This window comes from Eremococcus coleocola DSM 15696, from assembly GCF_000428865.1.
In the GTDB taxonomy this organism is placed as follows: Bacteria; Bacillota; Bacilli; order Lactobacillales; family Aerococcaceae; genus Eremococcus; species Eremococcus coleocola.
In genome coordinates this window covers 62,034-87,571 of the sequence record NZ_AUAT01000005.1, presented here as the reverse complement: position 1 = coordinate 87,571, position 25,538 = coordinate 62,034, and the positions used below count along the sequence as shown (strand labels likewise).

Here is a 25,538-nt window from a genome sequence, read left to right as displayed (position 1 = left end):
AAACTGCTGACAATTTTGATAAAAATTAACAGCAGTTTTTAATTGATTATTTATGCTTCTTCATTGGAATCAGGGGAAACTTCATTGCTTTCAGAATCAATTTCTGCTTCTGGTTCTAGTTGGTTTGAATTAGCAGGATCATCCACTAGCTCAGGATCATCTTCTTCTGACTCAAGAATTGTCGTGATTGAAGATACGACTGCCTCTTGGTCTAAACGAATCATACGCACACCTAGTGTCGCTCTAGAACTTTGCGAAATCCCTTCAACTTTCATCCGAATCGCAACCCCTTGATTGGTCATGACCAGAATATCTTCATGGCCTTCCACCACTAAAAGACCAGCTAACTTGCCTGATTTTTCTGAGATATTTGAAGTTTTAACACCCAAACCACCCCGATTTTTGATAGAGTATTGTTCCACAGGGGTCCGCTTACCGTATCCTTTATCCGTAATAACTAAAACATCCGAACCTTCTACCATAATATCAGCGCCCACAACGTAATCATCGTCACGTAAGCGTACACCGCGAACACCTGTAGCGGTCCGGCCCATGGCTCTCACATCACTTTCAAGGAAGGATATGGCATTACCCTCATGGGTTCCAATAATAATTGGTTTATTACCATCTGTTTCCATCACTGCAACTAAGCTATCATCTTCTTTTAAGTTCAAAGCAATTAAGCCATTATTCCGGATATTATAGTACTCAGAAGATAAAGTCCGTTTTACCGTACCGGTTTTCGTGACAAAGAAAAGATATTTTTCATGGTCGGTATCCTGATCTGAAATAGAAATCATGGCTTTCACTTCTTCACCTTTATCAATTTTAATTAAATTAATAATTGGTAACCCCTTAGCGGTCCGGCCATATTCTGGTATTTCAAAACCTCGTTTTTCATAAACCTTACCTTGATTGGTAAAGAAGAGGAGGGTGTCATGGGTTGAACATGAAACCAAAGTTTGGATATGATCACCATCACCTAAGCCCATGCCTTTGACCCCACGTCCCCCACGATTTTGAACAGAGAATTCATCTTGGGTCATCCGTTTGATATACCCTTTGTTGGTTAAGGCAATTAAAACATCTTCTTCTTCAATTAAAGATTCATCTTCAATATCGGTGATTTCACCAATATGAAGTTCGGTCCGACGAGCATCACCAAAACGGGTCCGAATTTCATTTAATTCATCTTCAATAATTTGGAAAATCCGTTCTTGACTCCCTAATATTTCGGTCAAACGTTGAATAAGGTCGAGTAAATCAGCATATTCTTTTTCGATTTTATCACGTTCTAATCCAGTCAAACGCACTAAGCGCATATCCAAAATTGCTTGGGCTTGTACATCTGATAATTCATAACGGTTCATTAACTCTTGCTTAGCAATATCACCATCTTGGGAAGAACGAATGATATGAATAATCTCATCAATATGATCTAAAGCAATCCGTAAGCCTTCTAAAATATGGGCCCGATTTTCAGCCTTCCGTTTATCATATTCTGTCCGCCGCCGGATAACTTCTACTTGATGGTCTAAATATTTCGATAAGATTTCTTTTAAGTTTAATATTTTAGGAACACCTTTATCGATGGCTAACATATTGAAGCCAAAGCTTACTTGCATCGGCGTATACTTATATAAATTATTTAAAACTACACTGGCTGAGGTATCCCGGCGAACTTCAATGACAATCCGCATTCCTTCACGACCTGATTCATCATTGGCGTAAGTTATGCCTTCAATCCGTTTATCCCGGGCTAGGTCAGCAATCCGTTTAACTAGGTTAGCTTTATTCACACCATAAGGAATCTCAGTCACGACAATCCGTTCTCGGTCATTAGCTAACTGTTCAATATCTACTTTAGAACGGACTAAAATTTTACCCCGACCGGTTTGATAAGCACGACGAATCCCAGATTTACCCATGACAAGTGCCCCAGTAGGAAAATCAGGACCCGGTAAGACTTCCATCAATTCATCCACAGTCACATCGGGATTTTTCATTAAAAGGTCTAGCGCATCAATCACTTCACCTAAATTATGAGGGGGAATATTGGTAGCCATCCCAACCGCAATCCCAGAAGCACCATTGACTAATAAATTAGGAAAACGTGCCGGTAAAACAACAGGTTCTTTTTCTTCTTGTGAATAATTATCTTGAAAATCAATGGTATCTTTATTGATATCTCTTAACATTTCTACAGAAATCTTACTCATACGGGCTTCAGTATATCGCATGGCAGCTGCCCCATCCCCATCGACAGAACCAAAGTTACCATGGCCGTCAACTAAGAGTTCCCGATAAGAAAAGGGTTGGGCCATGCGAACCATAGCTTCGTAAATTGCCGAATCACCGTGAGGATGGTATTTCCCCATGACATCGCCGACAATCCGAGCTGATTTCTTATGGGGTTTGTCTGGCGTCACGCCAATTTCATTCATTCCATAAAGAATCCGACGTTGGACTGGCTTTAAGCCATCTCTAACATCTGGTAGAGCCCGTGCCACAATAACACTCATGGCATAGTCTAGGAATGAATTTCGCATTTCATCAGGTAGACTGACCGTTTCATAATCACGATCAATATCATCAAATATTTCAGTCATCTATTTTTTCCTTTCTTGAATACATTCGCTCCTAGACATCTAAGTTTTGAACATAAACAGCATTATCTTCAATGAAGGCGCGTCTTGGTTCAACATCTTCACCCATTAACATGGACATTACTTGATCAGCTACTTCAGCATCTTCCACTTTAACTCGCAGAAGGCGGCGATTTTCTGGATTCATAGTTGTTTCCCATAATTGTTCATAATCCATTTCACCCAGCCCTTTATACCGTTGTAGTTTATAACGGGCATCCGGGTTAGCTTTGCGCCACTTGTTTAATTCTTCATCGGTATCCAAATAAGTTTCTTTCTTACCAACTTTTACTTGGTAGAGAGGCGGTTGAGCAATATAAACATAACCTGCTTCTATGAGGGGACGCATATACCTAAAGATGAGTGTTAATAATAAAGTTCGAATATGAGCCCCATCCACATCAGCATCGGTCATAATAATTAATTTATGATAACGAACATTATTAACATCAAATTCAGACCCAAAACCAGTCCCCATAGCAGTAAACATGGAACGAATTTCTTCATTAGCTAAAATCCGGTCCATGGTTGCTTTTTCAACGTTTAAGATTTTACCCCGAATTGGTAAAATCGCTTGGTACATCCGGGACCGACCTTGCTTAGCAGATCCACCCGCTGAATCACCTTCGACGATAAACAATTCACATTTTTCAGCTTCCTTACTAGAACAGTCAGCTAATTTTCCGGGTAGATTAGCAATTTCTAAACCTGATTTCTTCCGAGTCATTTCCCGGGCGCGTTTAGCAGCAGACCGAGCGCGGGCTGCTAGAATTCCTTTTTCAACAATTATTTTGGCGACCCGAGGATTTTCCAATAAGAAGGTATTAAATTCAGCGGTAAATAAGCGGTCGACGATGGTCCGCACTTCAGAATTACCTAACTTCGTCTTGGTTTGACCTTCAAATTGAGGATCAGGATGTTTGACTGAAATAATGGCAGTTAAGCCTTCCCGGGTATCTTCACCGGAAAGATTATCATCACTGTCTTTAAGAAGGTTATTATTACGGGCATAATCATTGATAATCCGGGTTAAAGCCGTCTTAAAACCAGATTCATGCATCCCACCTTCATGGGTATGAATATTATTAGCAAAAGATAAAAGATTGGTTGAATAAGAATCGGTATATTGCAAAGCAATTTCAACCGCAATATCATCCATTTCACCCTCAAGGAAAATTGGCTCTTCATGAAGCGGTTTTTTGGCGTGGTTTAAATGCTCAATAAAGCTTTTTAACCCACCTTCATAGAAAAAGGAATCAGATGCTTGACGTTCTTCCCGCTTATCTTCAAGGGAAATACGTAAGCCTCGGTTAAGAAAAGCTAATTCTTGAATCCGATCTTTCAACCGTTCATATTTAAAATCAGTCGTATCAGTGAAAATAGTCCCATCCGGTACAAAATTCACTTTAGTTCCCACTAATTCAGTTTCACCAATCACTTCTAATTCTTTAGTGACAAGGCCACGTTCAAATTCTAAATGATGGATTTTACCTTCACGGAAAATTTCTAAGGTTAAATGAGTGGATAAGGCATTGACCACAGCTGCCCCAACTCCATGGAGACCTCCAGATACCTTGTAGGAATCATTTCCAAATTTCCCCCCTGCATGGAGTACGGTATATACCGTTTCAGCCGCAGGACGACCGGTTTTTGATTGAATATCTACTGGAATCCCACGTCCATTATCAATTACCGTGATGGAATTATCTGCCTCAATGAAGACTTCAATATGATCACAATAACCTGCTAAGGCCTCGTCGATGGAATTATCTACAATTTCCCAAACGAGATGGTGCAAACCATCAATTGAGGTGGTCCCAATATACATACCAGGACGCTTACGTACAGCTTCTAAGCCTTCTAAGACCTGGATTTGATCGGCATTATAGCCATTATTTTTGATAGGTTCGGACATAGATTATTCTCCTTATTTCTCTTTTTCTAAGTGGCCTTGGTCTACTTGGTAAATAGATAAATGAGCTAGATGGTCTAGATTAAGACCGTCTAAGCTAGCCGTCGTTAGGACAGTTTGAACTTGATTAGCAATCCGGGTCATCAGAACCGTCTGCCGATGGGCATCTAATTCTGAAAGAACATCATCTAGGAGTAAGACCGGATAATGACCTTTTAATTCCTTAATCAATTCAATTTCAGCTAATTTTAAACTTAAGACAATGGTTCGTTGCTGGCCTTGCGACCCAAAAAATTGCGCTGGCTTGCCGTCTAAGTAAAAACTTAAATCATCTCGGTGCGGCCCATAGAGGGTAACCCCTTGGTCTTTTTCTCGTTGCTGGTTTGCTGCAAATAAGTCGGTAAAGGCTTGAGCCAGTTGGTCTATCTCTTGATAATTAAGACGAGAATGACTGGCATCATAAGAAATAGTTAATTGATCCTTTTGACCTGATAGTTCTTCTTGAATTTCTTGGGCTAAACGGGCTAAGTCTTGAACAAATTTCGTCCGGTAGCCTATCACTTTGACAGCTTGTTCAATAAATTGTTGACTAAGTACTTCAAAGTATAAGTCATCAAACTTAGTCGAACGACCATAATCTTTTAGATAGCGATTCCGTTGTTTTAACAAGCGATGGTAGGTTAATAATTCTTGTAAATAAACAGGATGGGATTGGCCTAATTCCGTATCAATAAACTTACGCCGTAAACCGGGAGCCCCTTTTATTATTTGTAAATCTTCAGGAGCAAAGAGGATTACATTTAATTTTCCGATAAAACTCGATAACTTAGCTTGATCGATATAATTAAATTTGGCTTGTTTACCCTTGGAAGAAATTTGCAGGGAAAGGGGATAGGAATAATTCTCTGTTTGGACCTGACCTTCAACTAAAGCAAAGTCCTGGCCCCATTGGATCAGTTCTTGGTCGTGATTGGTCCGATGACTTTTAGTCACCGATAGCAAAAAAATGGCCTCAAGGAGATTGGTTTTTCCTTGGGCATTATTGCCAACTAATATTGTCAAACCATCATTTAATTCTAGCTGCAAATTGCTATAGTTACGGTAATGGCTTAAATGAATTGATTTTAATTTCATACTCAATCACTATCAGATAAACCATAAATTCGAATTATACGATTTTCATGGGGGAATTCAATTAAATCACCTGGATAAAGTTTTTTCCCGCGACGATTTTCACTTTCTCCATTCACATAAACCATGTATTCACTTAAATACCACTTAGCCATCCCACCTGAAGCGATGATGTCTACGTATTTCAGTAATTGTCCTAAAGTTAAATAGTCAGAATCAATTTTTAATACTTCTTCTTCCATTTAGTCACCAACCCTCCATTTTATCTACTATATTATACCCCTTATTAGCTTATACTACAAATTTTTATTCATTTAAGTAAAAATAAGCCCAAATAAGCATTTTTGTCTAAAATAAAAAAGCGGCCTAAAAAGGCCGTTTTTTTGAATATTATTAAGATTGATGGGTCCGGATTGGGGTTAATAATTGTAAAAGTTCATTATGGGCTAAGTCAGAACCATCTAGAGCAGACAGAAGCATTGGCCGCACAGCGGTTTGGAAGTCTATTTTAATATCAATCCCATTAAAGGACTTGAGGGCATCTCGCATGTAGTCTGGGTTAAAGGAAATTAATAAGTCTTGTCCACTTACTGCTTTCAGCTGAATATCCTCACTGGCTCGGCCCCGTTCATTACCAGATACAGAAAGTTCAACCGCTTGGTCTTTAATCGATAATTGGACAATATTATTTTTACTTTGGTGAGACATAAGACTAGCCCGTTCAATGGCTGCTAGGAAATCATTCGCATTAACCACTAATTGAGTCTGATGGTCGCTTGGAATTAAACGGTCCGTATCAGGATAGTTCCCTTCAAGTAGGCGGGAATAAATCGTTAGATTTTCTAAAATAAAAATAACTTGCTGTTCATTCACCAACATTTGAAGTTTTTGGTCATCTTCAACAATGCGAACTAATTCAGTCACGGTCTTTTTAGGAATGGTGACATTGGTTAAATCAAGCAAGTCCGTATTTAATTCAACGGGAATTTCACGGCGACTTAAACGGTGGCTATCTGTCGCAACCCCGGAAATATAATCAGGGTGGATACTTAAATTTAAACCAGTTAAAATAGGTCGACTCTCTTGGTTGGAGGCAGAAAAGATGGTATGGTTGATCATTTCTTTAAAAGCCAAAGTAGGTAGGCTGACAGTATTTTCAAAATCAATTTCTGGTAAGTGAGGATAAGCTGCCCCATCTTGACCATTCAAGGTAAAAACAGCAGGACCTGAGGTAATGGTTAATAAGTAATTAGAATCACTTTCAAGGAGAATTTCATTAGTTGGCAATTTACGAATAATATCATTAAATAAACGAGCACCTACGACAATGGAACCTTGTTCTTTAATATTTAATTGTAAAGATTCATCTTGATTTGAAAGAAAACTTTCAATTGAGATATCTGCATCAGAACCAATTAAAGTAACGCCATCAGGATTAACTTCAATCTTAATCCCAGTTAAAATGGGAATGGTTGTTTTTCCTGGGATTGCGCGTGAAACATTATTTAAGACATCTGTAAATTTTTGACGATTAATCGTAAATTTCATGGGTGAACTCCTTTATAAATATAATATTAAATTAAATAGTCATAGTAGTAGGGCCTGTGGATATTGTAGAAAAATCAATTGGATCAAGCTAGGCTTGAATTTCACCAGTGAATAAGCTTGTGGAAAAATTGAGGATAAGTCCAAAACTTATCAACAGGTGCATAAATCAGTTTAAGACATCAACAATTTTTTTAGCTTATTTATATCCTCTTTGAGTTCAATGTTATAGCTGATTTCATCATTAATTTTTTCGAAGGCATGGATGACGGTTGTATGGTTTTTGTGACCAAATTCTTCACCAATTTTGGGAAAGGATAATTCGGTTAATTGGCGACTTAAATACATGGCAATTTGGCGCGGCATGACAATTTCTTTTTTCCGCTTTTTACCTATTATATCAGTTACGGTGACATTATAATAGCGGGCCACTTGGTCGATAATTTCTTTAGGGGTGATATCATTTTGTTGATTGTCATCAACAATGTTTTTTAAGGCTTCGGCTGCAAGATCGGTAGTAATATCGAGCCCTTTTATGGCAGCATAAGCAATTACACGAACTAAGGCACCTTCTAATTCCCGGATATTGGAATCAATATGACTGGCAATGTAGGTCAAGGTTTCTGAATTAATATCAAGATTATCGGTTGAAGCTTTTTTGCGTAAAATAGCAATCCGTGTTTCTAAATCAGGGGGAGTGATATCGGTGGACAAGCCCCATTTAAAGCGTGAGATTAAACGTTCTTCTAGATTGGTAATATTATTCGGTAGCCGGTCAGAGGTCAAAACAATCTGTTTACCGTTGTTATAGAGTGCATTAAAAGTGTGGAAAAATTCTTCTTGTGTTTTATCTTTATTGGAAAGAAATTGAATATCGTCAATTAAGAGAATATCAATCTCACGGTACATTTGGCGGAAATGGTCTTGGGACCCATTTTGGATTGAAGTAATAAAGTCATTCACAAAAGATTCTGAGGTCGCATACTTAATCTTTGCACCAGGATTCCGATGTTTAATCTCATTACCAATCGCTTGCATGAGATGGGTTTTACCCAGCCCCACGCCTCCATATATTAAAAAGGGATTGTAGGTTTTACCAGGGCTTTCAACAACGGCTAAGGCTGCGACTGAAGCCATCTTATTATCCTCACCGATAACAAAGTTTTCAAAAGTGTAATTTGGATTGAGGTGACTTTCAGTGGTGTAATCGGTTTGAGTATTCTTAAGATCTACTTCTGAATTTGAAGCAATTTGAGGTCGAAAATTTTCTTCGTTATCTTGGACAATGGTAAAGATGGGTTGATATTCTGTACCGAAACGTCGGTTGCTGTATTGTAAAACATAACCAGCTAAGTGATCTTCCCAGTATTTTTTGGTCATCTTGTTGGCAACCGCAATTGTGATTGAACGATTATCAAAACGAATTGGATAGGTGGCATCCACCCAATTTTTATAGGTGGACTGGGAGAGAATATCTCTAAGATAGTCTTTAATTTCTATCCAGAAACTTTGCATATCTTCCATTCAGGTAATCCTTTCATCTGTAACTAATCAAATTAAGGGTACTTATACACAGTTCATTTTATATCATTGTGTTTTATCAACATATAATCAATTGATTTATGCACAAGTTGATAAAAAGTGTGGATAAGTCCAGAATTTAAGTTATTTTTATCTATTTGTGGAAAACTTTAAAAGTCTACAGCTTTGATTTTATCATAAATTATAGACTTATGCACAAAAAACTGTGTATATCTTGAATTTCTTGTGGATTGTTAATATCTTAAGTAAAATGGTGTGAAGAAAAATTTTAGGCTGTAAACTTTATCCACAAGTTTTTAACAATTGTGATATCTTGTGGATAAGACACGACTGGTCTGGTTTAATTTTTATAAAATATCTTGACAAACATATCAAGCTTCTATAAAATATTGTGGTATTGTACTTACAGTATGCAATCAGGAGGTGTAACGCATGAAAAGAACATACCAACCAAAAAAACGTCATCGTCAAAAAGTTCACGGTTTCCGTCAACGTATGAAAACTAAAAATGGACGTCGTGTGTTAAGAAAACGTCGTCAAAAAGGCCGTAAATCTTTAGCAGTATAATGAATATAGGGCTGGGCATCAAGTCCAGTCCTATTTTTTTATCAAAAATATACTTGCTTACAGTCTTGTTTACTTGAAAACCATACTGTAATACGACTTGTTTCAAGTAAGTAGTCTTGTATGAACGAGTGAATGAAGCAAAAAATATCCGAGGATGCTTCTAGCTCGTTCTTTTTATTTGATCAAATTGCTAACAAGTATTTTTCTTTTTATCAAATATTAGCTATAATAAGGAGCGAAATGTTTTTAGTAGAAGTGAGAGGTTGTCAGTGAAAAAGAAATATCGGGTAAAAAAAGAAAAAGAATTTCAAGAAGTTTTTCACCATGGCCAATCGATTGCTAATCGGCAGCTTGTGCTTTATACCTATGCTAAACCTGGTCAAAGTCATTTTCGGGTGGGTCTGTCTGTAGGAAAAAAGATGGGGAATGCGGTTGAGCGAAATCAAATTAAACGCTATTTAAGACAGGCCTTGCATGAGTTAGAACCAGCGATTCAAACTGACCTTGATATTCTACTGATTGCAAGAAAAGATATTTGTGGGCGCTCTATGGCTGAGGTCAGAAAATCGATGATCCATGTCATGAACTTGGCCCATATCTTGGATAAAGAAATATTAAAAAGTATCATGGGAGGTTTCAATGAAAATTAAATCAAAGTGGATTAAAAGTTCAATTCTACTTGGACTTACCTTGTTTTTAGCAGCCTGTTCGCGGACAAATGCACCCCTGAGTCAGGACTCAACTGGATTTTGGGATCGTTATATTTTGTATTACTTAAGTCAATTTATTATTTGGCTTTCAGACTTATTTGGTGGTAATTATGCCATTGGGATTATCATCTTTACGGTAATTATCCGGGTAATATTATTGCCAGTGACTAAGATGCAGATTGAATCCCAACGTAAAATGCAGGAGATTCAACCTGAATTAAGCCGCTTGAAGGAAAAATATCCAAATCGGGATGCGGCCTCAATGGAAATGATGCAGGCAGAGCAAAAAGAAATCATGGAAAAGAATGATGTCAATCAATTTGCCGGTTGCCTTCCTTTATTAATTCAATTACCGGTTCTGATGGCCTTATACCAAACTATTCAAAGAACGACCGAAATTAATCAAGGTTATTTCTTATGGACTTCATTAGGGCAAAGAGATCCTTACTTCATTTTACCGATTATAGCTGCCCTTTTAACTTTTGCTACGTCTTACTTGTCTATGAAGGCTCAACCAGAAAAGAATTCTAGCATGCAAATTATGCTATTCACCATGCCGCTTATGATTCTTTTTATTGGGATTTCTTTACCAGCCGCCCTTTCTTTATACTGGGTGGTAACCAATGCCTTTACAGTAGCTCAAACCCTGGTCTTGAATAATCCCTATAAGATTATCGCGGAACGACAAGCTAAAAAAGACGCCGAGAAAGAAAAACAAAGACAATTAAATAAGGCCTTAAAACGTGCAACCAAACGGAAATAAGGCTTCTGTTGATAAAGAAAGGAATAGACTATGTTAGAACATTCAATTACAGTTAAAGCAGAAACAGTGGATCAAGCGATTGAAAAAGGTTTAAAGGAATTAGGAATTTCAAGAGATCAAGCAACCGTTCGAGTAATTAATGAAGGAAAGAAAGGTTTTTTTGGTTTTGATAAACAAGATGCTGTTGTGGATATCCAACGCCAAGAAAAAGTATCTTTATCTGAATTAACCCAAGAATTAGAAACAAAAACCAATCAGCCTCTTAAGGAAGAAAAGGAATTAGAAGTAAAATCAAGTCCGGTTGAAACTGAAAGCAAAGTAACTGAAGTACCCGTCACTGAAAGTAACACGTCTGAGTTGATTCAATCAGATCTAACTGAGGCGGCTTCTGAAGAAGTAAATAAAGCAAGGCCTGTTCAATCCGACCAAGAACAAGCAGAATTAAATCAAGCAAGTCAAGAAAATGATGCGGTAGATATTCAAGAAGCTTTAACCACCGTATCTAAGTATTTAGAAGATATTATTCGTGAATACGGGGCTGATGCGAGCGTTTCTGCGACACGCGCTAGTAAAAATGTGGTGTTTGAAATCGAAACCGATAAATCTGGTTTAGTGATTGGTAAACACGGTAAAATCATTAATTCCCTTCAAATTTTGGCCCAAACCCTTTTATTGAGTCTCCATCATCGTTATTTAAATGTTGAATTAAATGTGGGAAATTATCGGGACCGTCGGGCGAATGTCTTAGAACAAATGGCTGAAAATACCGCCAAAGAAGTGATTGAAACGCGGCAACCAGTTATTTTAGATGCCCTTCCTGCATATGAGCGCAAACAAATTCATGCCCATCTTTCAAATATTGCTCATATTTCTACACATTCTGAAGGAAAAGAACCAAATCGTTATTTAGTTGTGGAATATGTTAAGGAAGAAAACGTATAATTTTAAATTTTAAATAATACAGCTAAGTTTTAAGCAAAGGAATAATCCCATGATTATTAGTACAGAATTGCTTATAAATACTTAGCTGTTTTTTTTTGTTTTTATATTGTGAAATAAATAATTTAAAGATTTCCTATATATTTATTTAAATCATTAAGCTATAATACTCCCATACTTATTTGTTTGAACAAAAGGGAGGAAGAGAAAAATGACTAAGTATGAAAATGATGCTAAAGAACTACTAAACCTGATTGGTGGTTCGGACAATATTAATGCGGTGACTCACTGTGCGACGCGGATGCGGTTTGCCTTGAAGGATCCTGAGATTGCTAAGACTACAGAAATTGAAGCTCTACCATCTGTTAAGGGTTCTTTTACCCAAGCAGGTCAATACCAAGTGATTATTGGTAATGATGTGGCTGATTTCTATAAAGATTTTGAAAAGGCTTCTGGTGTTATTGGTGGCTCTAAAGAAGATGTTAAAAAAGCTTCTGAGAGTAACCAAGTTTGGTGGCAACGAGTGATGACTTTCCTAGCTGAAGTATTCGCACCAATTATTCCTGCTATCATTGTTGGGGGGCTGATTTTAGGCTTCCGTAATATTTTAGAAGGTGTGGGCTTCGAATCATTAGGACAACAAGTCATTGATGGTGTTAAACAAACTACTCCGGATGGTGAACCGATTTGGAATCGAATCGTGAATGTCTCTCCATTCTGGAATGGAGTAAATGCTTTCTTATGGTTACCAGGTGAAGCAATTTTCCACTTCTTGCCTGTAGGTATTACTTGGTCTGTGACTCGTAAAATGGGTACCACCCAAATTCTAGGGATTGTTTTAGGAATTACCTTAGTTTCTCCACAATTATTAAATGCTTATGGGGCGGCTGATGCCTTAGCTAGTGGTGAAGTTCCTCAATGGGACTTTGGTTTCTTTAAATTAGATATGATTGGTTACCAAGCCCAAGTCTTACCAGCTATGTTTGCTGGTCTAGCCCTATCTTATTTAGAAATATTCTGGCGTAAAGTCGTACCTGAATATGTTTCAATGATTTTTGTGCCATTCTTATCATTATTACCAGCAGTTATCTTAGCTCATACTATCTTAGGTCCAATCGGTTGGTGGTTAGGTTCTATCATTTCAAATGTTGTATTGGCTGGTTTAACAGGACCTCTATCTTGGTTATTTGGTTTAATATTTGGTGCCCTTTATTCACCACTGGTTATTACAGGTCTTCACCATATGACCAATGCCATCGACTCACAATTAATTGCTGACACAGGTACTACTGGTTTATGGCCAATGATTGCCCTATCAAATATTGCCCAAGGTTCTGCTGTTTTAGCTGTTTGGTGGTTAACGCGTAAAGATGCGGATGAATCACAAATTACAATTCCATCAGCGATTTCTGCATACTTAGGAGTGACTGAACCCGCTATGTTTGGGGTTAACTTAAAATATGTTTATCCATTTGTGGCTGCCATGTGTGGTTCTGGTATAGCTGGTCTTATTGCTACCAGCTTCAAAGTGGTGTCTAACTCTATCGGGGTTGGTGGTTTACCAGGATTTTTAGTTATTCATATTGATTCTATGGTTATGTTTTTTGTTGCTATGGCTGTAGCACTTGTAGTACCATTTGTATTGACCTTAGTCTTTAATAAGATTGGTTTCTTAAAGAATAATACCTTAAACTTTAATATTCCATTCTTTAACAAATAGTATTTTTAAGGAGGCCCTCATGCAAAGTAGACAGCCCATTATTTATCAAATTTATCCTAAATCTTTCAAGGATAGTACTGGTTCAGGTACTGGTGATCTTCGAGGTATTATAGAAAAATTTGACTATATTTTGAACCTAGGTGTTGATATGATTTGGTTAAATCCGATTTATCCTTCACCCCAATATGATAATGGTTATGATATTTCTAATTATAAGGCTATCAATCCTGATTTTGGAACCATGGCTGATTTTGAAGAATTAGTCAGCTTGGCCGATCAACATGGTATTGGGATTATGATGGATATGGTATTAAATCATTGTTCAACCGAGCATGAGTGGTTTCAAAAGGCTTTAGCTGGAGATAAATATTATCAAGACTTCTTCTATTTACGTCCCCTTAAAGCCGATGGTTCCTTACCGACGAATTGGGATTCTAAATTTGGTGGCCCCGCCTGGGCGCAATTTGGTGATACAGACTTATATTATTTACATCTTTATGAACTACACCAAGCTGATTTAAATTGGCATAATCCTAACGTCCGACGTGAATTGTATGATGTGGTGCAATTCTGGCTTGATAAAGGTGTACGGGGCTTCCGTTTTGATGTCTTAAATGTGATCGGTAAAGCCGAGCAATTAGTGGATAGTGACCAGCCAGGTTCTAGCCAAGAAAAGAGTCTTTATACAGATACTCCGATTGTCCATGAATGGATTCATGAAATGAATCAAGCAACCTTTGGGTCTTATGATGGTGTTGTGACCGTTGGTGAAATGTCTTCGACTACCATTGAAAATTGTATTGAATATACTCGACCTGAAAATCATGAATTATCGATGGTCTTCTCTTTCCACCATTTAAAGGTGGATTATGAGGATGGGGAAAAATGGTCTAATCCACCCTTTGATTTCCTAGCTTTGAAGAAGATTTTAAATGATTGGCAGACAGGGATGTCTGATGGTGGGGGTTGGAATGCTTTATTTTGGAATTGTCACGACCAACCACGCTCGAATAGTCGATTTGGAGATGTAGTTAATTTTCCTTTTGAAACAGCCTCGATGTTGGCAACCAGTATCCAATTGATGCGGGGCACCCCTTATATTTATCAAGGGGAAGAAATCGGCATGACAAATCCTAATTTTCAAAATATTGAAGATTATCAGGATGTGGAAACCCTCAATAATTATCAAATTATGTTAGATAAAGATTATTCTGAAGCTAAAATAATGGAGATTATTCAAGCTAAGTCTCGGGATAACAGTCGGACCCCAATGCAATGGGATGCTAGTCCGCATGCTGGATTTTCTCAGGCTGAATCTTGGCTTCGGGTTGCATCAAATTATACTAGCATCAATGTATCGCAAGAAGAAAGTCAAGGACGGATATTACCTTATTATAAAGAGTTGATTGCGCTGAGAAAGCAATATCCTATTATTCAAGTGGGTAACTATCAAGGTTTATTATTAGATCATCCACAGGTTATGGCCTACCGGCGGGATTATCAAGGCCAGACCTTATTCGTCTTATCTCATTTCTATCCAGGTAAGCTGACAGTGGATCTTTCAGAACTCGGCTTGGACTTTAATCGTTCTTATCAGAAATTAATTGGTAATGGTTCTTTATCTGTATTAAAGGATCAAGTCCAATTAGGGGATTATGAAACTGCAGTATTTTTAATTAAATAAGAATAATTTAGGACCTTTTGTGCGAATATTAGCCAAAAGGTCTTTTATTTATTGTAGGCGCCGTCTATTTCTGATAAAATCGGTTAGAAATTTAAAGATACAAGTATGAAATAGGAGAAAGAAATGGATAAAGTAGCAGTATTAATTCCTTGTTATAATGAAGCTTTGACGATTGGAAAAGTTATCCAAGATTTTAAAAGCCAGTTACCCGAAGCGGTTTTCTATGTTTATGATAATAATTCAACGGATGATACAGCGAAGATTGCTTTAGAACATGGTGCACATGTCCGTCGTGTGCCCCAACAAGGTAAAGGTAATGTCATTCGGGCGATGTTTCGTGAAATTCAAGCCCATGCTTATTTAATGATTGATGGGGATGATACCTATCCAGCTGAAAATGCACGGAGTATGGTTGCAGCTGTATTGAATGACCAAGTCGATATGGTGATTGGCGACCGCTTATCTTCAACATATTTTAATGAAAACAAACGTCCTTTTCATAATTTTGGTAATCGCTTGGTTCGTGGTCTAATTAATTATTTATTTAAAAATGAAATTCGAGATATTATGACGGGTTACCGAGCCTTTTCTTATTCTTTTGTTAAAACCTTTCCGGTCCTCTCTTCCGGTTTTGAAATTGAAACAGAAATGACCATTCATGCCTTAGATAAAAAGTTAAACATTCAAAATATGATTGTGGATTACCGTGATCGTCCCGATGGCAGTGAATCAAAATTAAATACTTATAGTGATGGCTTTCGTGTTCTGAGAACCATTGCCCGTTTGTTTAAAAACTATAAGCCTTTAATTTTCTTTACACTGGTTGCTTTAATTTTAGCGATTGTTTCGCTTGCTTTATTTGTACCAGTTTGGGATGAATACCGAATGACTGGTCTGGTTGAGCGCTTTCCAACCATGATTATTTCAGGATTTGTTGCTTTGACATCCTTGGTTCTTTTAGTGTCAGGTATTATTCTAGATGTGATCGCCCAACAAGAGCGGAAGCAATTTGAACTCCAATATATTCGTGTTCGCACCCTAGAAAGTGATGCTCAAGATGATAAACATTTGGCGTAAATATAAATATCATTTACTTTATTTACTTTTATTATTTATAGTCCTCATAGGTATTTATATCTTCTTATTATACTTGGCCTATAAAGTTCCAAATGATAGGATAGCAGCTAAATTAACCGATTCTTTTGAAACGATTGCCAGCGAAAAAAAACGTTGGTTAGTTTTAACCGGGTTTGAAGCAAGTAAGTTAGATACTTTTACCGATGATTATATCTATAAAAAAATGTTAAATTCTCAGGAACTTCCAGCGCTTAAAGCTGCTATGTGGAATGAAGGCTATGTAAGATATTGGCTTGGAGATATTGCTATTCTCAGACCTCTATTGTTATTTTTTTCTTATAAGAGTATCCGTTATTTTAATATTTTTATGATTTTTGGCATTTTTTATGGAGCATTGGATCAAATTAAACAAAGGTTTAATCTCTTTTATGCTTTAATTTATGCTTTTACTTGGTCTTTAGTCCATTTTTGGATTTTTCCACTTTCTTTACAGTATACGCCTGTATTTGTGCTAGCTAATTTAGGCTTGATTATTTTATTAAAATACGGTCCTTCAAGTAAAAATTTAAGTCTATTTATCTTATATTTATTTCTCATCATCGGATCTTTAACTAATTATTTTGATTTATTATCAGCCCCACTCTTAACTTATGGCCTACCTGCTATTGTTTTGTTGTCATGGTTAGCCCGTCAAGAAAGTAAGCACTTGTATCAATTAAAGGTATTGGTCATTTCTGGTTTTGCCTGGTTGTTCGGTTACGGCGTTACCTGGTTAGCCAAATGGTCTCTAGGTTCTTATATTTTAAAGCAAAATTTATTTGAAAATGCATTAAGACAGGCAGAAATTAGGACAGGAGCGTTAACGAATTCAAGTGAAACTCCTTGGTCTTATGGAGAAATTGTTAAACAACAACTTAAAATATTACTGCCTAAAGAAGCTTTGCTTTTACTACTTATTCTAGGCTTGGGTCTCTTAATTTTATCTTTATTGTATGGTATAAAACTAAAAAAAATAAGCCGACAATGGCCCTTAATATTACTTTCTTCTTTGCCTTTTATTTGGACCTTTTTGTTACAAAACCATGGTCAATACCATTATTATTTCACCTATCGAATTTTTATAATTCCTATTTTAGCTCTATACTTTGCTGGCTTGAATAGTCTTAACTTTAGACAAAATCAGCTAAAAAAATCAACCTTACTATGATATACTAAATGAGATTATAAGGAGGTTATTATGAAGTTAGGACCATATTATAAATATTTTTGCCTCTTTACGCTTGTTCTTATCAGTCTGACTGCCTGTAAACGGCAACCAATGATTAATATTAGTGAGGAAAATCAAGCAAGAATAGAAGCTAAAGTAAGTCAAGAAAAAAATCAATCAAGTGTTGATACCCATTCTCAAGCTGATGAGAGCCAGGATAATTCACCAGCGGAAAAAACTACGCAAACAATTGGTTTAGAAGATTTGAAGCAAGGCTGGACCAAGGCAAACTTGGATACAGAATTTGATTTTGACCTTTTTGCTCCTTATCAAGCCAATCAAATAAAGACCTATTCGGACGGCTTGAACCAGGAAACCACCTATATGACTTATCAAAATGAAGATAAGTCTTTAATGCAGGTTGAGCATCTCAGTTCAAAGCATGAAACAGAACTAATTCAAGCGAGTCAAGGTCAATATCAACAAATTTTTATTTCTGATCAGGTGAATCCTTATTTAAGTTTACTTGATCAAGCAACCCCTGCGGGTGAAACGGACCCGATTACTTATTTAAGTGCCCCACTTAGTCAAGGCAATACATGGGATTATGATGGCCAAGGACACCAAGCAAGTATTAGTCAACTCTATCAAAAAGCTAATATCAATGGTCAGGTCTATGATCAAGTGGTGGAAGTAAAAATTACCATGGACAACCAAATCATTTATAATTATTATGGTCAGGATGTAGGCTTGCTGGGCCAATGGTCTGGCCAAACGGAAAAAGAATCCGGTCAATGGAAAGTCTTACAATCCAATGCGCAAGATGTCATGTTAGTTCATGATATTACTTGGGTCAGTGCGACTGAGCAAGATAAGTTAGATCATAAGTCGGTTTCATTTTCATGGCAAACGAACTATCAGTTAGCAAAAGCATTTGAAGAAATTTTACGGCAAGAAAATATACTTGATACATCTATCACAGTTAATGCGGTATATGTGAATGCTTCAGGTCAAGCAGTCATTGATTTTAGTCCAGGAGTCGTTGCAGTCCTTAATCAAAATGCCGCCTCTGAAAAAATTGTGATCCAGTCAATTGTGGATAGTTTAGCTTACTTCTTTGGTGTCAAAGAAGTAAGACTGACGGTTAATGATAATGGTCTACTGCCAAATAGCTTTGATTATCCTGAAGGTGGAATTTACCAAGCTAGTCAAACTGAAGATTAACTAAAAACCATTCAAGCTCCCTTTCTTTACGGGTCTTGAATGGTTTTTTGCATTTAAATTTGACTAAGTTAATTAATTTCTTTGGTCTAGTCCCGCTTGGTGACGGACCCATTGATTAATATTAAGATTGGTCATTTCTAAAAAGACATCGGCAGAGGCAGCTCCATCGGTTAAGATAACCAAGGAATAGATAGGTTGGCCGTTTTCATAATAAATACCAGAATCATTCACCATCGATTCGTAGCGACCATATTTATTGGCCATCCCACTTTTAACATACGAGGTAAATAATTGGTGGGGTTCAGCTTGTGAGAGCTGGGTAATAATGTATTCGTAGGCAGGATCACTCATTATTTTATCATAGGTCATTTCGATTAAATTTGCCGAGAAATAAATATCTTGATAGAAGTTATCAGGGACATCATAATAATTCAAGAAATCAAGTAAAGCTTGACGGCTTGAAGGAAAATCGCCATAAATGCCCATCATCAGAGTCCAGGCTGCCGTATTATCTGAGTGGATTAAACTTTCATCAATTAGTTCTTGTATAGAGTAACTGGGTCTAAGTTCATTATTTGAAATAGCCCCAGCTCCTTCTTGATAATAACTATCTTGAAATGGGATTTGTGAGTCCATGCTGTAGACTCCTGAATTGACAAGGTCTAAGACCATGGCGGCTAGGGGGACTTTATAGATAGAAGCAGAATTATGGAAGACATTTTCATTCAGATAATAGCGTTGATCATCTAAATAATTATGAAAGGCAATACTGACCGTTGCAGGATCAATCCCTAATTGAGTGATTTGTTCATTAATAATTTCATCGACCGAAGCATAATCTTCAGGATTAATGGCTTCAATCCCATTTTTCTTCATTAGCTCGACATCATAAATTGATTCGTCTAAACTTTCATCTTCATTTGCCAGTAATTCCTCAGAACTTTGCTGTTGACTCTGAGAAATGGAACTAGTGACAGGTTCACTTTGAACTTGACTACTTTGGTTTTCTGCTACATTTACCGAAGGTTCACTATGGTTAAGGTGAATTGCTAAGGTAGCAGCACAGATGGAGAGGATGATAAAAGCGATATAATAGTAGTGGTTAGTTTTCAAGATCCTATTCCCTTCTGAGAGCGGACCAAAAGCATTAAATCCTCTGATTTTCGCTTGGTGTGCCTGCTCTCGCACAGTTGATTAGGGTGGAACAAATTGTTTTGCGACATAGAGGTTAAGCTAATCACTTCGCCTAACTTCTGGGTTTATAAGTCGTTTTACTTTAAGAACCACAACAAATCACTGTGATTATATATATTTGATATTAATATTATATCGGCAATGATTAGGACTTGCAATTAGAAAGCGGTTTTTGTATAATTCAAACAAATATATGAAGGCAGTCAAAGTGCTAACTAAGTCCAAAAGAATAACCGTGGGCTTAGTTTAGGCACTTTTTTTATGGAGATAAGGAAAAAATAAAGGAGGAAGTAAAGTGTACGAACGCGATACCATTGCGGCAATTTCCACAGCCTTGGGTGAAGGAGCCATTGGCATTGTACGGATGAGTGGTGGCGATGCTTTAGTCATGGCTAACCAGCTTTTTAAAGGGGTTAACTTATTGACTCAACCCTCTCATACTATCCACTATGGTCACATTGTTGATCCAGAAAGTAAACAAATGATTGATGAGGTGATGGTGACCCTCTTAAGAGCACCTAAAACCTATACACGAGAAGATGTGGTTGAAATTAATTGCCATGGTGGGATTATGGCGGTTCAAGCCATCTTAGATCTCTGTTTACAAATGGGCGCCCGCCTTGCCGAGCCAGGTGAATTTACTAAACGTGCCTTTTTAAATGGACGGATTGACTTATCCCAAGCTGAAGCCGTGATGGATTTAATTGAAGCTAAGACCAACAAGGCCATGCAGGCTTCGATGAATCAATTACAAGGCTCTTTATCCAAGAAGATTCGGTCTTTACGTCAAACTATGTTAAATACCCTGGCCCAAATCGAAGTAACCATCGACTATCCTGAATATGACGATGTGGAAGAAATGTCTTTACAGCAATTAAAGACGACTGCTCAAGCGATTAGTCAAGAAGTGCAACATATCTTAAAACAGGCCCAGTCTGGACGATTGTTTAGGGAAGGCATTAATACGGTTATTGTGGGCCGGCCGAATGTCGGTAAGTCTTCCTTATTGAACCGCTTAACTGGTTGGGATAAAGCGATTGTGACAGATATTGAAGGAACAACTCGGGATACCATTGAAGAAATGGTCAATGTCCGTGGAGTTCCTTTGAAATTAATTGACACTGCAGGTATCCGCCAAACGGAAGAAGTCGTTGAAAAAATTGGGGTAGAGCGGTCCCGCAAGGCTTTGGAAGAGGCTGATTTGGTTATTTTAATTCTTAATCAAGCTGAAGACTTACAAGAAGTGGATCTTGAATTATTAAAGGCTAGTCAAGGAAAGAAACGGATTATTCTATTAAATAAACAGGATTTACCAAGCCAGCTTGACCGGAATGCCTTAGCAGAATTAAGTGGCACTGCTACTATTATTGAGACTTCTATGCTAAAAGAAGCTGGCCTAGATGCCTTAGAAGATGAGATTTCTAACCTCTTCTTTAAAGGACAACTCCAATCAACGGATATAAATTACCTCTTAAATAGTCGTCATACCCAATTATTAAAGCAAGCCCTAGCTGCCTTAGATGAAGTGCAGTCTGCTGTAGCAATGGAGCTGCCGGTTGACTTAATTCAAATTGATTATACTCGGGCTTGGGATTTACTCGGTGAAATTACGGGCGATAGTGTTCAAGATGAATTATTGAATGAGCTCTTTAGTCAATTCTGTTTAGGAAAGTAGGGACTACACATGCAAGCACAATTAGCGACGATTTGTTACTTGGACAATGGGTCCCAACTTCTCTTGCTTTACCGTAATAAAAAAGATAATGATGTCCATGAAGGTAAATGGGTCAGTGTGGGTGGTAAATTTGAGGATGGAGAAAGTCCCGAAGCCTGTGCTAAACGTGAAATCTATGAAGAGACTCAACTGACTGCCACTGATATGACCATGGTCGGGGTAATTACCTTTCCTGATTTTACCCATGATGGTCGTGATTGGTACTGTTTTGTTTATCGGGTGACCGGTTTTGAAGGTGATTTAGAAATAGAGTCGGATGAGGGCCATTTACAGTGGGTCGATTATGATAAAGTCTTATCCATGCCGACCTGGCAGGGGGATTATATTTATCTAGATTGGATTCTCAATCGTAAGCCTTTTTTCTCAGCGAAGTTTGTCTATGACCCAGCTGGGAACTTGACCGACCATAGTGTGGCGTTTTATTAACAGAAAGGAAATATTATGCAAACTTACCAAGCTGGTAATTACGATGTGATTGTTGTTGGGGCCGGCCATGCAGGCTCTGAAGCAGCCTTAGCCGCAGCCCGGATGGGTTGTAAAACCTTACTTTTAACCATTAGTTTAGAAATGGTGGCTTTTATGCCATGTAACCCTTCGGTGGGTGGCCCTGCAAAAGGTGTCGTCGTGCGGGAAATTGATGCCTTGGGTGGTGAAATGGGCCGGAATATTGACCGGACGTCAATCCAAACGCGGATGTTAAACACCTCAAAAGGACCAGCGGTCCAAGCCTTACGTGCCCAAGCAGATAAGGCTGCCTATGCTCGTTCTATGAAGGCAGTAATTGAAGATACAGACGGTTTAGAATTGCACCAAGGTTTAGTCGAAGAGTTAATCGTTGAAGACGGGAAAGTTAAAGGGGTACGGACTAATACCGGAGCCATCTATCATAGTCAAGCTGTAGTTTTAACTGCGGGAACGTCTTCCCGGGGTAAGATTATTATTGGTGAATTGAAGTATTCTTCTGGTCCAAATAATACTTTACTTTCAATTAAATTGTCTGAAAATTTGCTTGAATTAGGCATCGAATTGGCTCGCTTTAAAACTGGAACGCCGCCACGGATTCATTATGATTCTATTGACTTTGATCAAACTGAGATTCAACCAGGCGATACAGAACCTAATCACTTTTCTTATGAAACGCCAGATGAAGCCTTTAATCCGGAATCAACCCCATGTTGGTTAACCCATACCAATGAAAAAACCCATGAAATTATTCGTAAGAATTTAGATCGGGCACCCATGTTCTCAGGTATGGTCGAAGGGGTAGGTGCACGTTATTGTCCATCGATTGAAGATAAAATTGTACGGTTTTCAGATAAACCCCGTCACCAAATCTTTATTGAACCTGAGGGGCTAGAAACCAAAGAAATGTATGTTCAAGGACTCTCAACCTCTATGCCAGAAGAAATTCAATTAGACATGCTGCATTCAGTCAAGGGGATGGAACGGGCTCGTTTGATGCGGCCTGGTTATGCCATTGAATATGATGTGGTGATTCCCCACCAATTAAATTTAAATCTTGAAGTGAAGAAGTTACCAGGTCTTTTTACCGCGGGTCAAATGAATGGAACCTCTGGTTATGAAGAAGCGGCGGGCCAAGGGATTATGGCCGGCATTAATGCGGCCCTTAAGGTCCAAGGTAAGGAACCTTTTATTTTACGTCGGGACGAAGCCTATATTGGGGTCATGATTGATGACTTGGTAACCAAGGGCACCACAGAACCTTATCGTTTGTTAACTTCCCGAGCCGAATTTAGACTCCTATTACGGCATGATAATGCTGACCTACGCTTAACCGAAAAAGGCCGTCAAATTGGCTTAATTGGGGATGAACGTTACGCCGCCTACCAAGCTAAATTTAATTTAGTTCAGGATGAAATTAAACGCTTGGAAGGCTTGCGGTTAACACCGAATACCCCGGGTCTAAGTGAATACTTTGACCGGGTGGGCTCTGCGCCTTTAAAAGATGGTATCTTAGCCAGTGAGTTACTGAAACGCCCTGAAATTAAATACCGGGACCTCGTTTCCTTATTACCTGACCGCGACCAAGTCTTAGACCGTCAAGAAGGTCAACAAGTTGAAATCCAAATTAAATATGCTGGCTATATCAAAAAAGCCCTCCGTAAAGTTGACCGGATGGCCGGGATGGAAAGTAAGCACATTCCGCATGATATTGATTGGGATGCCATTGGTAATTTAGCCAATGAAGCCCGTGACCGTCTGAAATTAATTAACCCTTCTACATTGGGCCAAGCCAGCCGAGTGTCAGGGGTTAACCCCGCAGATATTGCGATTCTATCTGTCTATCTCCAACAACCTAAAGACTTAATTAAACGTCGTCAGCCAGAGGAAGCCTAAATGTTAGATATTATAGCCATACAACAAGATTTTAACGACCACATTCATCCTGAAAATCAAGTTTCCATGGCTGCCTATATGCGGGACCAGTTTGAATTTTTAGGGATTAAAAGTCAGGAACGCCGCGAATTGTCCCGTAAGCATTTAAAAGCAGCCAAGGCCAGTCAGCGGATTGATTGGCAGGGTATTCGGCAACTTTGGCAAGCAGAGGCCCGTGAGTACCAGTATTTGGCGGTTGATTATTTGCGGATGATGCAAGCCTACCTCCAACCTGATGATTTAAGTCATTTGCGAGAGTTGATCGTGAGTAAATCCTGGTGGGATACGGTTGATAATTTAGTAAAACCTTTGGGCCACCTAATCCAACGCAATCCTTATCTCTTTGAGACCATCTTAGCCTGGGCTGAGGCCGAAGACTTATGGTTAAGACGGGCTGCTATCTTGAGTCAATTAACTTTTAAGGAAAAAACCCAGACCGTTGATCTGGAACAAGTTTTGGCTTCTAACTTAGCTGATGAGGAATTCTTTATCCAAAAAGCTATCGGCTGGTCCTTACGGGAGTACTCAAAGACCAATCCAAGCTGGGTGGCTGATTATTTAAACCGTCATGAAGTTGACTTATCAAGTTTAGCCAGGCGGGAAGCAAGTAAATACCTATAAAATTGAAAAACCAGGAGCGAATCTATTTTGCTTCTGGCTTTTTTGAATTTTTCGCTGCAGGAGCTTAACTAGCCAGCTAGTCAAATGCTTTGTAAATCCTAATAAAAATAAGGAATTTTCATTGCTAAAAAGCTGTATTTAATGTAAAGTAGAAGAGACGTGAAACATTTTTGTTTCACAAAAGAAAAGGAGGATTTGGATGACCCCAGAAGAATTTGTAGAGGCCTTGGACGCCAAGGGAATTAACTTAGATTCACGACAAATCCAACAATTTGAAAGCTATTATCAATTCTTAGTAGAGTGGAACCAAAAGATTAATCTCACTGCGATAACCGAGCAAAAGGAAGTCTATTTAAAACACTTTTATGATTCCTTGGCTCCCTTGTGGTTAACCGACAAGATTCAAGCCGATAAGGCTTTGATTGACATAGGCGCCGGGGCGGGCTTTCCTAGTATTCCGCTAGCAATTGCCCAACCAGGTTTAAGGGTCACAATTGTTGATTCATTAAATAAACGGATTAAATTTCTTGAAGTATTAGTGGAAGCTTTAGGTCTAGATCAAGTTCAGGCCCTACATGGTCGAGCAGAGGATCTAGGACAAGATAAACATTATCGGCAAAATTTTGATCTAGTCACTGCCCGGGCCGTGGCCCAACTCAATGTGCTTGCTGAATACTGCCTACCTTTTGCTAAAAAAGGCGGTTATTTTCTTGCCTTAAAGGCCCAAAAGACCCAAACAGAAATTGATCAAGCCCAAGCTGCAATCAAAGTTCTTGGCGCTAAGTTAGAGGATGTTCTTTCAGACGTCTTACCGGGTCAAGGGGATGAACGGACAATTGTGGTCATTAAGAAAACTTTAGACACACCGAATAAGTATCCACGTAAGGCAGGTAAACCTGCTAAGCAACCGTTGAAGTAAGAAGGA

The 25,538-nt window shown here is 38.2% G+C and carries 21 protein-coding genes; 14 read left to right on the top strand and 7 right to left on the bottom strand.

Annotated features, from left to right (window positions below; genetic code table 11):
* Positions 1-50: 50 nt before the first annotated feature.
* The 6 genes from gyrA to dnaA all read right to left on the bottom strand — a co-directional run bounded on the left by gyrA (position 51) and on the right by dnaA (position 8,757).
* Positions 51-2,600 carry a DNA gyrase subunit A gene (gene gyrA, locus G396_RS09865; RefSeq protein WP_176686272.1) on the bottom strand — a complete coding sequence of 850 codons (2,550 nt, stop codon included), beginning with the start codon at positions 2,598-2,600 and terminating at the stop codon, positions 51-53.
* A 40-nt stretch (positions 2,601-2,640) separates the two neighbouring features.
* Entirely contained in the window at positions 2,641-4,560 is a 1,920-nt protein-coding gene (gyrB, locus tag G396_RS0101885) for a DNA topoisomerase (ATP-hydrolyzing) subunit B (protein WP_006417661.1), read from the bottom strand.
* 12 nt (positions 4,561-4,572) lie between these two features.
* Positions 4,573-5,691, bottom strand: coding sequence for a DNA replication/repair protein RecF (gene recF / locus G396_RS0101880; protein WP_028124870.1), 1,119 nt, complete (start codon positions 5,689-5,691; stop codon positions 4,573-4,575).
* Between the two features lie 2 nt (positions 5,692-5,693).
* Complete coding sequence (gene yaaA / locus G396_RS0101875) at positions 5,694-5,930, bottom strand: S4 domain-containing protein YaaA (protein ID WP_006418720.1); 237 nt, start codon at positions 5,928-5,930, stop codon at positions 5,694-5,696.
* A 151-nt stretch (positions 5,931-6,081) separates the two neighbouring features.
* Entirely contained in the window at positions 6,082-7,236 is a 1,155-nt protein-coding gene (dnaN, locus tag G396_RS0101870) for a DNA polymerase III subunit beta (RefSeq protein ID WP_028124869.1), read from the bottom strand.
* Between the two features lie 171 nt (positions 7,237-7,407).
* A complete protein-coding gene (gene dnaA, locus G396_RS0101865; RefSeq protein ID WP_006418716.1) occupies positions 7,408-8,757 on the bottom strand; it encodes a chromosomal replication initiator protein DnaA in 1,350 nt (449 codons plus the stop codon).
* 450 nt (positions 8,758-9,207) lie between these two features.
* Here dnaA and rpmH point away from each other — a divergent pair, with 450 nt between their 5' ends.
* The 9 genes from rpmH to G396_RS0101820 all read left to right on the top strand — a co-directional run bounded on the left by rpmH (position 9,208) and on the right by G396_RS0101820 (position 18,666).
* Positions 9,208-9,342, top strand: a complete 135-nt coding sequence (gene rpmH, locus G396_RS0101860; RefSeq protein ID WP_006418931.1) for a 50S ribosomal protein L34 — start codon at positions 9,208-9,210, stop codon at positions 9,340-9,342.
* Positions 9,343-9,611: 269 nt separating this feature from the next.
* A complete protein-coding gene (gene rnpA, locus G396_RS0101855; protein ID WP_028124868.1) occupies positions 9,612-9,992 on the top strand; it encodes a ribonuclease P protein component in 381 nt (126 codons plus the stop codon).
* Complete coding sequence (gene yidC, locus G396_RS0101850) at positions 9,982-10,815, top strand: membrane protein insertase YidC (protein WP_006418752.1); 834 nt, start codon at positions 9,982-9,984, stop codon at positions 10,813-10,815. The genes rnpA and yidC overlap by 11 nt, the downstream gene beginning before the upstream one ends.
* A gap of 30 nt (positions 10,816-10,845) precedes the next feature.
* Entirely contained in the window at positions 10,846-11,757 is a 912-nt protein-coding gene (gene jag / locus G396_RS0101845) for an RNA-binding cell elongation regulator Jag/EloR (protein ID WP_028124867.1), read from the top strand.
* A 208-nt stretch (positions 11,758-11,965) separates the two neighbouring features.
* A complete protein-coding gene (gene treP / locus G396_RS0101840; RefSeq protein ID WP_006418890.1) occupies positions 11,966-13,474 on the top strand; it encodes a PTS system trehalose-specific EIIBC component in 1,509 nt (502 codons plus the stop codon).
* Positions 13,475-13,493: 19 nt separating this feature from the next.
* Entirely contained in the window at positions 13,494-15,158 is a 1,665-nt protein-coding gene (treC, locus tag G396_RS0101835) for an alpha,alpha-phosphotrehalase (RefSeq protein WP_028124866.1), read from the top strand.
* A 123-nt stretch (positions 15,159-15,281) separates the two neighbouring features.
* Complete coding sequence (locus G396_RS0101830) at positions 15,282-16,235, top strand: glycosyltransferase family 2 protein (RefSeq protein WP_028124865.1); 954 nt, start codon at positions 15,282-15,284, stop codon at positions 16,233-16,235.
* Positions 16,216-17,442 (top strand): hypothetical protein, encoded by a 1,227-nt coding sequence (locus G396_RS0101825; RefSeq protein ID WP_028124864.1) that lies wholly within the window; start codon positions 16,216-16,218, stop codon positions 17,440-17,442. Before G396_RS0101830 ends, G396_RS0101825 begins: the two co-directional genes overlap by 20 nt.
* A 30-nt stretch (positions 17,443-17,472) precedes the next feature.
* Positions 17,473-18,666, top strand: a complete 1,194-nt coding sequence (locus G396_RS0101820) for a GerMN domain-containing protein (protein ID WP_028124863.1) — start codon at positions 17,473-17,475, stop codon at positions 18,664-18,666.
* Positions 18,667-18,738: 72 nt separating this feature from the next.
* On the opposite strand, the gene G396_RS0101815 is transcribed toward G396_RS0101820, so the two are convergent.
* Positions 18,739-19,779 carry a serine hydrolase gene (locus G396_RS0101815; protein WP_006418972.1) on the bottom strand — a complete coding sequence of 347 codons (1,041 nt, stop codon included), beginning with the start codon at positions 19,777-19,779 and terminating at the stop codon, positions 18,739-18,741.
* Positions 19,780-20,155: 376 nt separating this feature from the next.
* Here G396_RS0101815 and mnmE point away from each other — a divergent pair, with 376 nt between their 5' ends.
* From mnmE to rsmG, 5 genes are all read left to right on the top strand, one after another.
* Positions 20,156-21,535, top strand: a complete 1,380-nt coding sequence (gene mnmE, locus G396_RS0101810) for a tRNA uridine-5-carboxymethylaminomethyl(34) synthesis GTPase MnmE (protein ID WP_028124862.1) — start codon at positions 20,156-20,158, stop codon at positions 21,533-21,535.
* Positions 21,536-21,544: 9 nt separating this feature from the next.
* A complete protein-coding gene (locus tag G396_RS0101805; protein WP_028124861.1) occupies positions 21,545-22,021 on the top strand; it encodes an NUDIX hydrolase in 477 nt (158 codons plus the stop codon).
* A gap of 15 nt (positions 22,022-22,036) precedes the next feature.
* Positions 22,037-23,953 carry a tRNA uridine-5-carboxymethylaminomethyl(34) synthesis enzyme MnmG gene (mnmG, locus tag G396_RS0101800; protein ID WP_028124860.1) on the top strand — a complete coding sequence of 639 codons (1,917 nt, stop codon included), beginning with the start codon at positions 22,037-22,039 and terminating at the stop codon, positions 23,951-23,953.
* Positions 23,954-24,613: a DNA alkylation repair protein gene (locus tag G396_RS0101795; RefSeq protein ID WP_028124859.1), complete on the top strand. Its 660-nt coding sequence runs from the start codon at positions 23,954-23,956 to the stop codon at positions 24,611-24,613.
* Between the two features lie 199 nt (positions 24,614-24,812).
* Entirely contained in the window at positions 24,813-25,532 is a 720-nt protein-coding gene (gene rsmG, locus G396_RS0101790) for a 16S rRNA (guanine(527)-N(7))-methyltransferase RsmG (RefSeq protein WP_028124858.1), read from the top strand.
* The last annotated feature ends 6 nt before the right edge of the window (positions 25,533-25,538 follow it).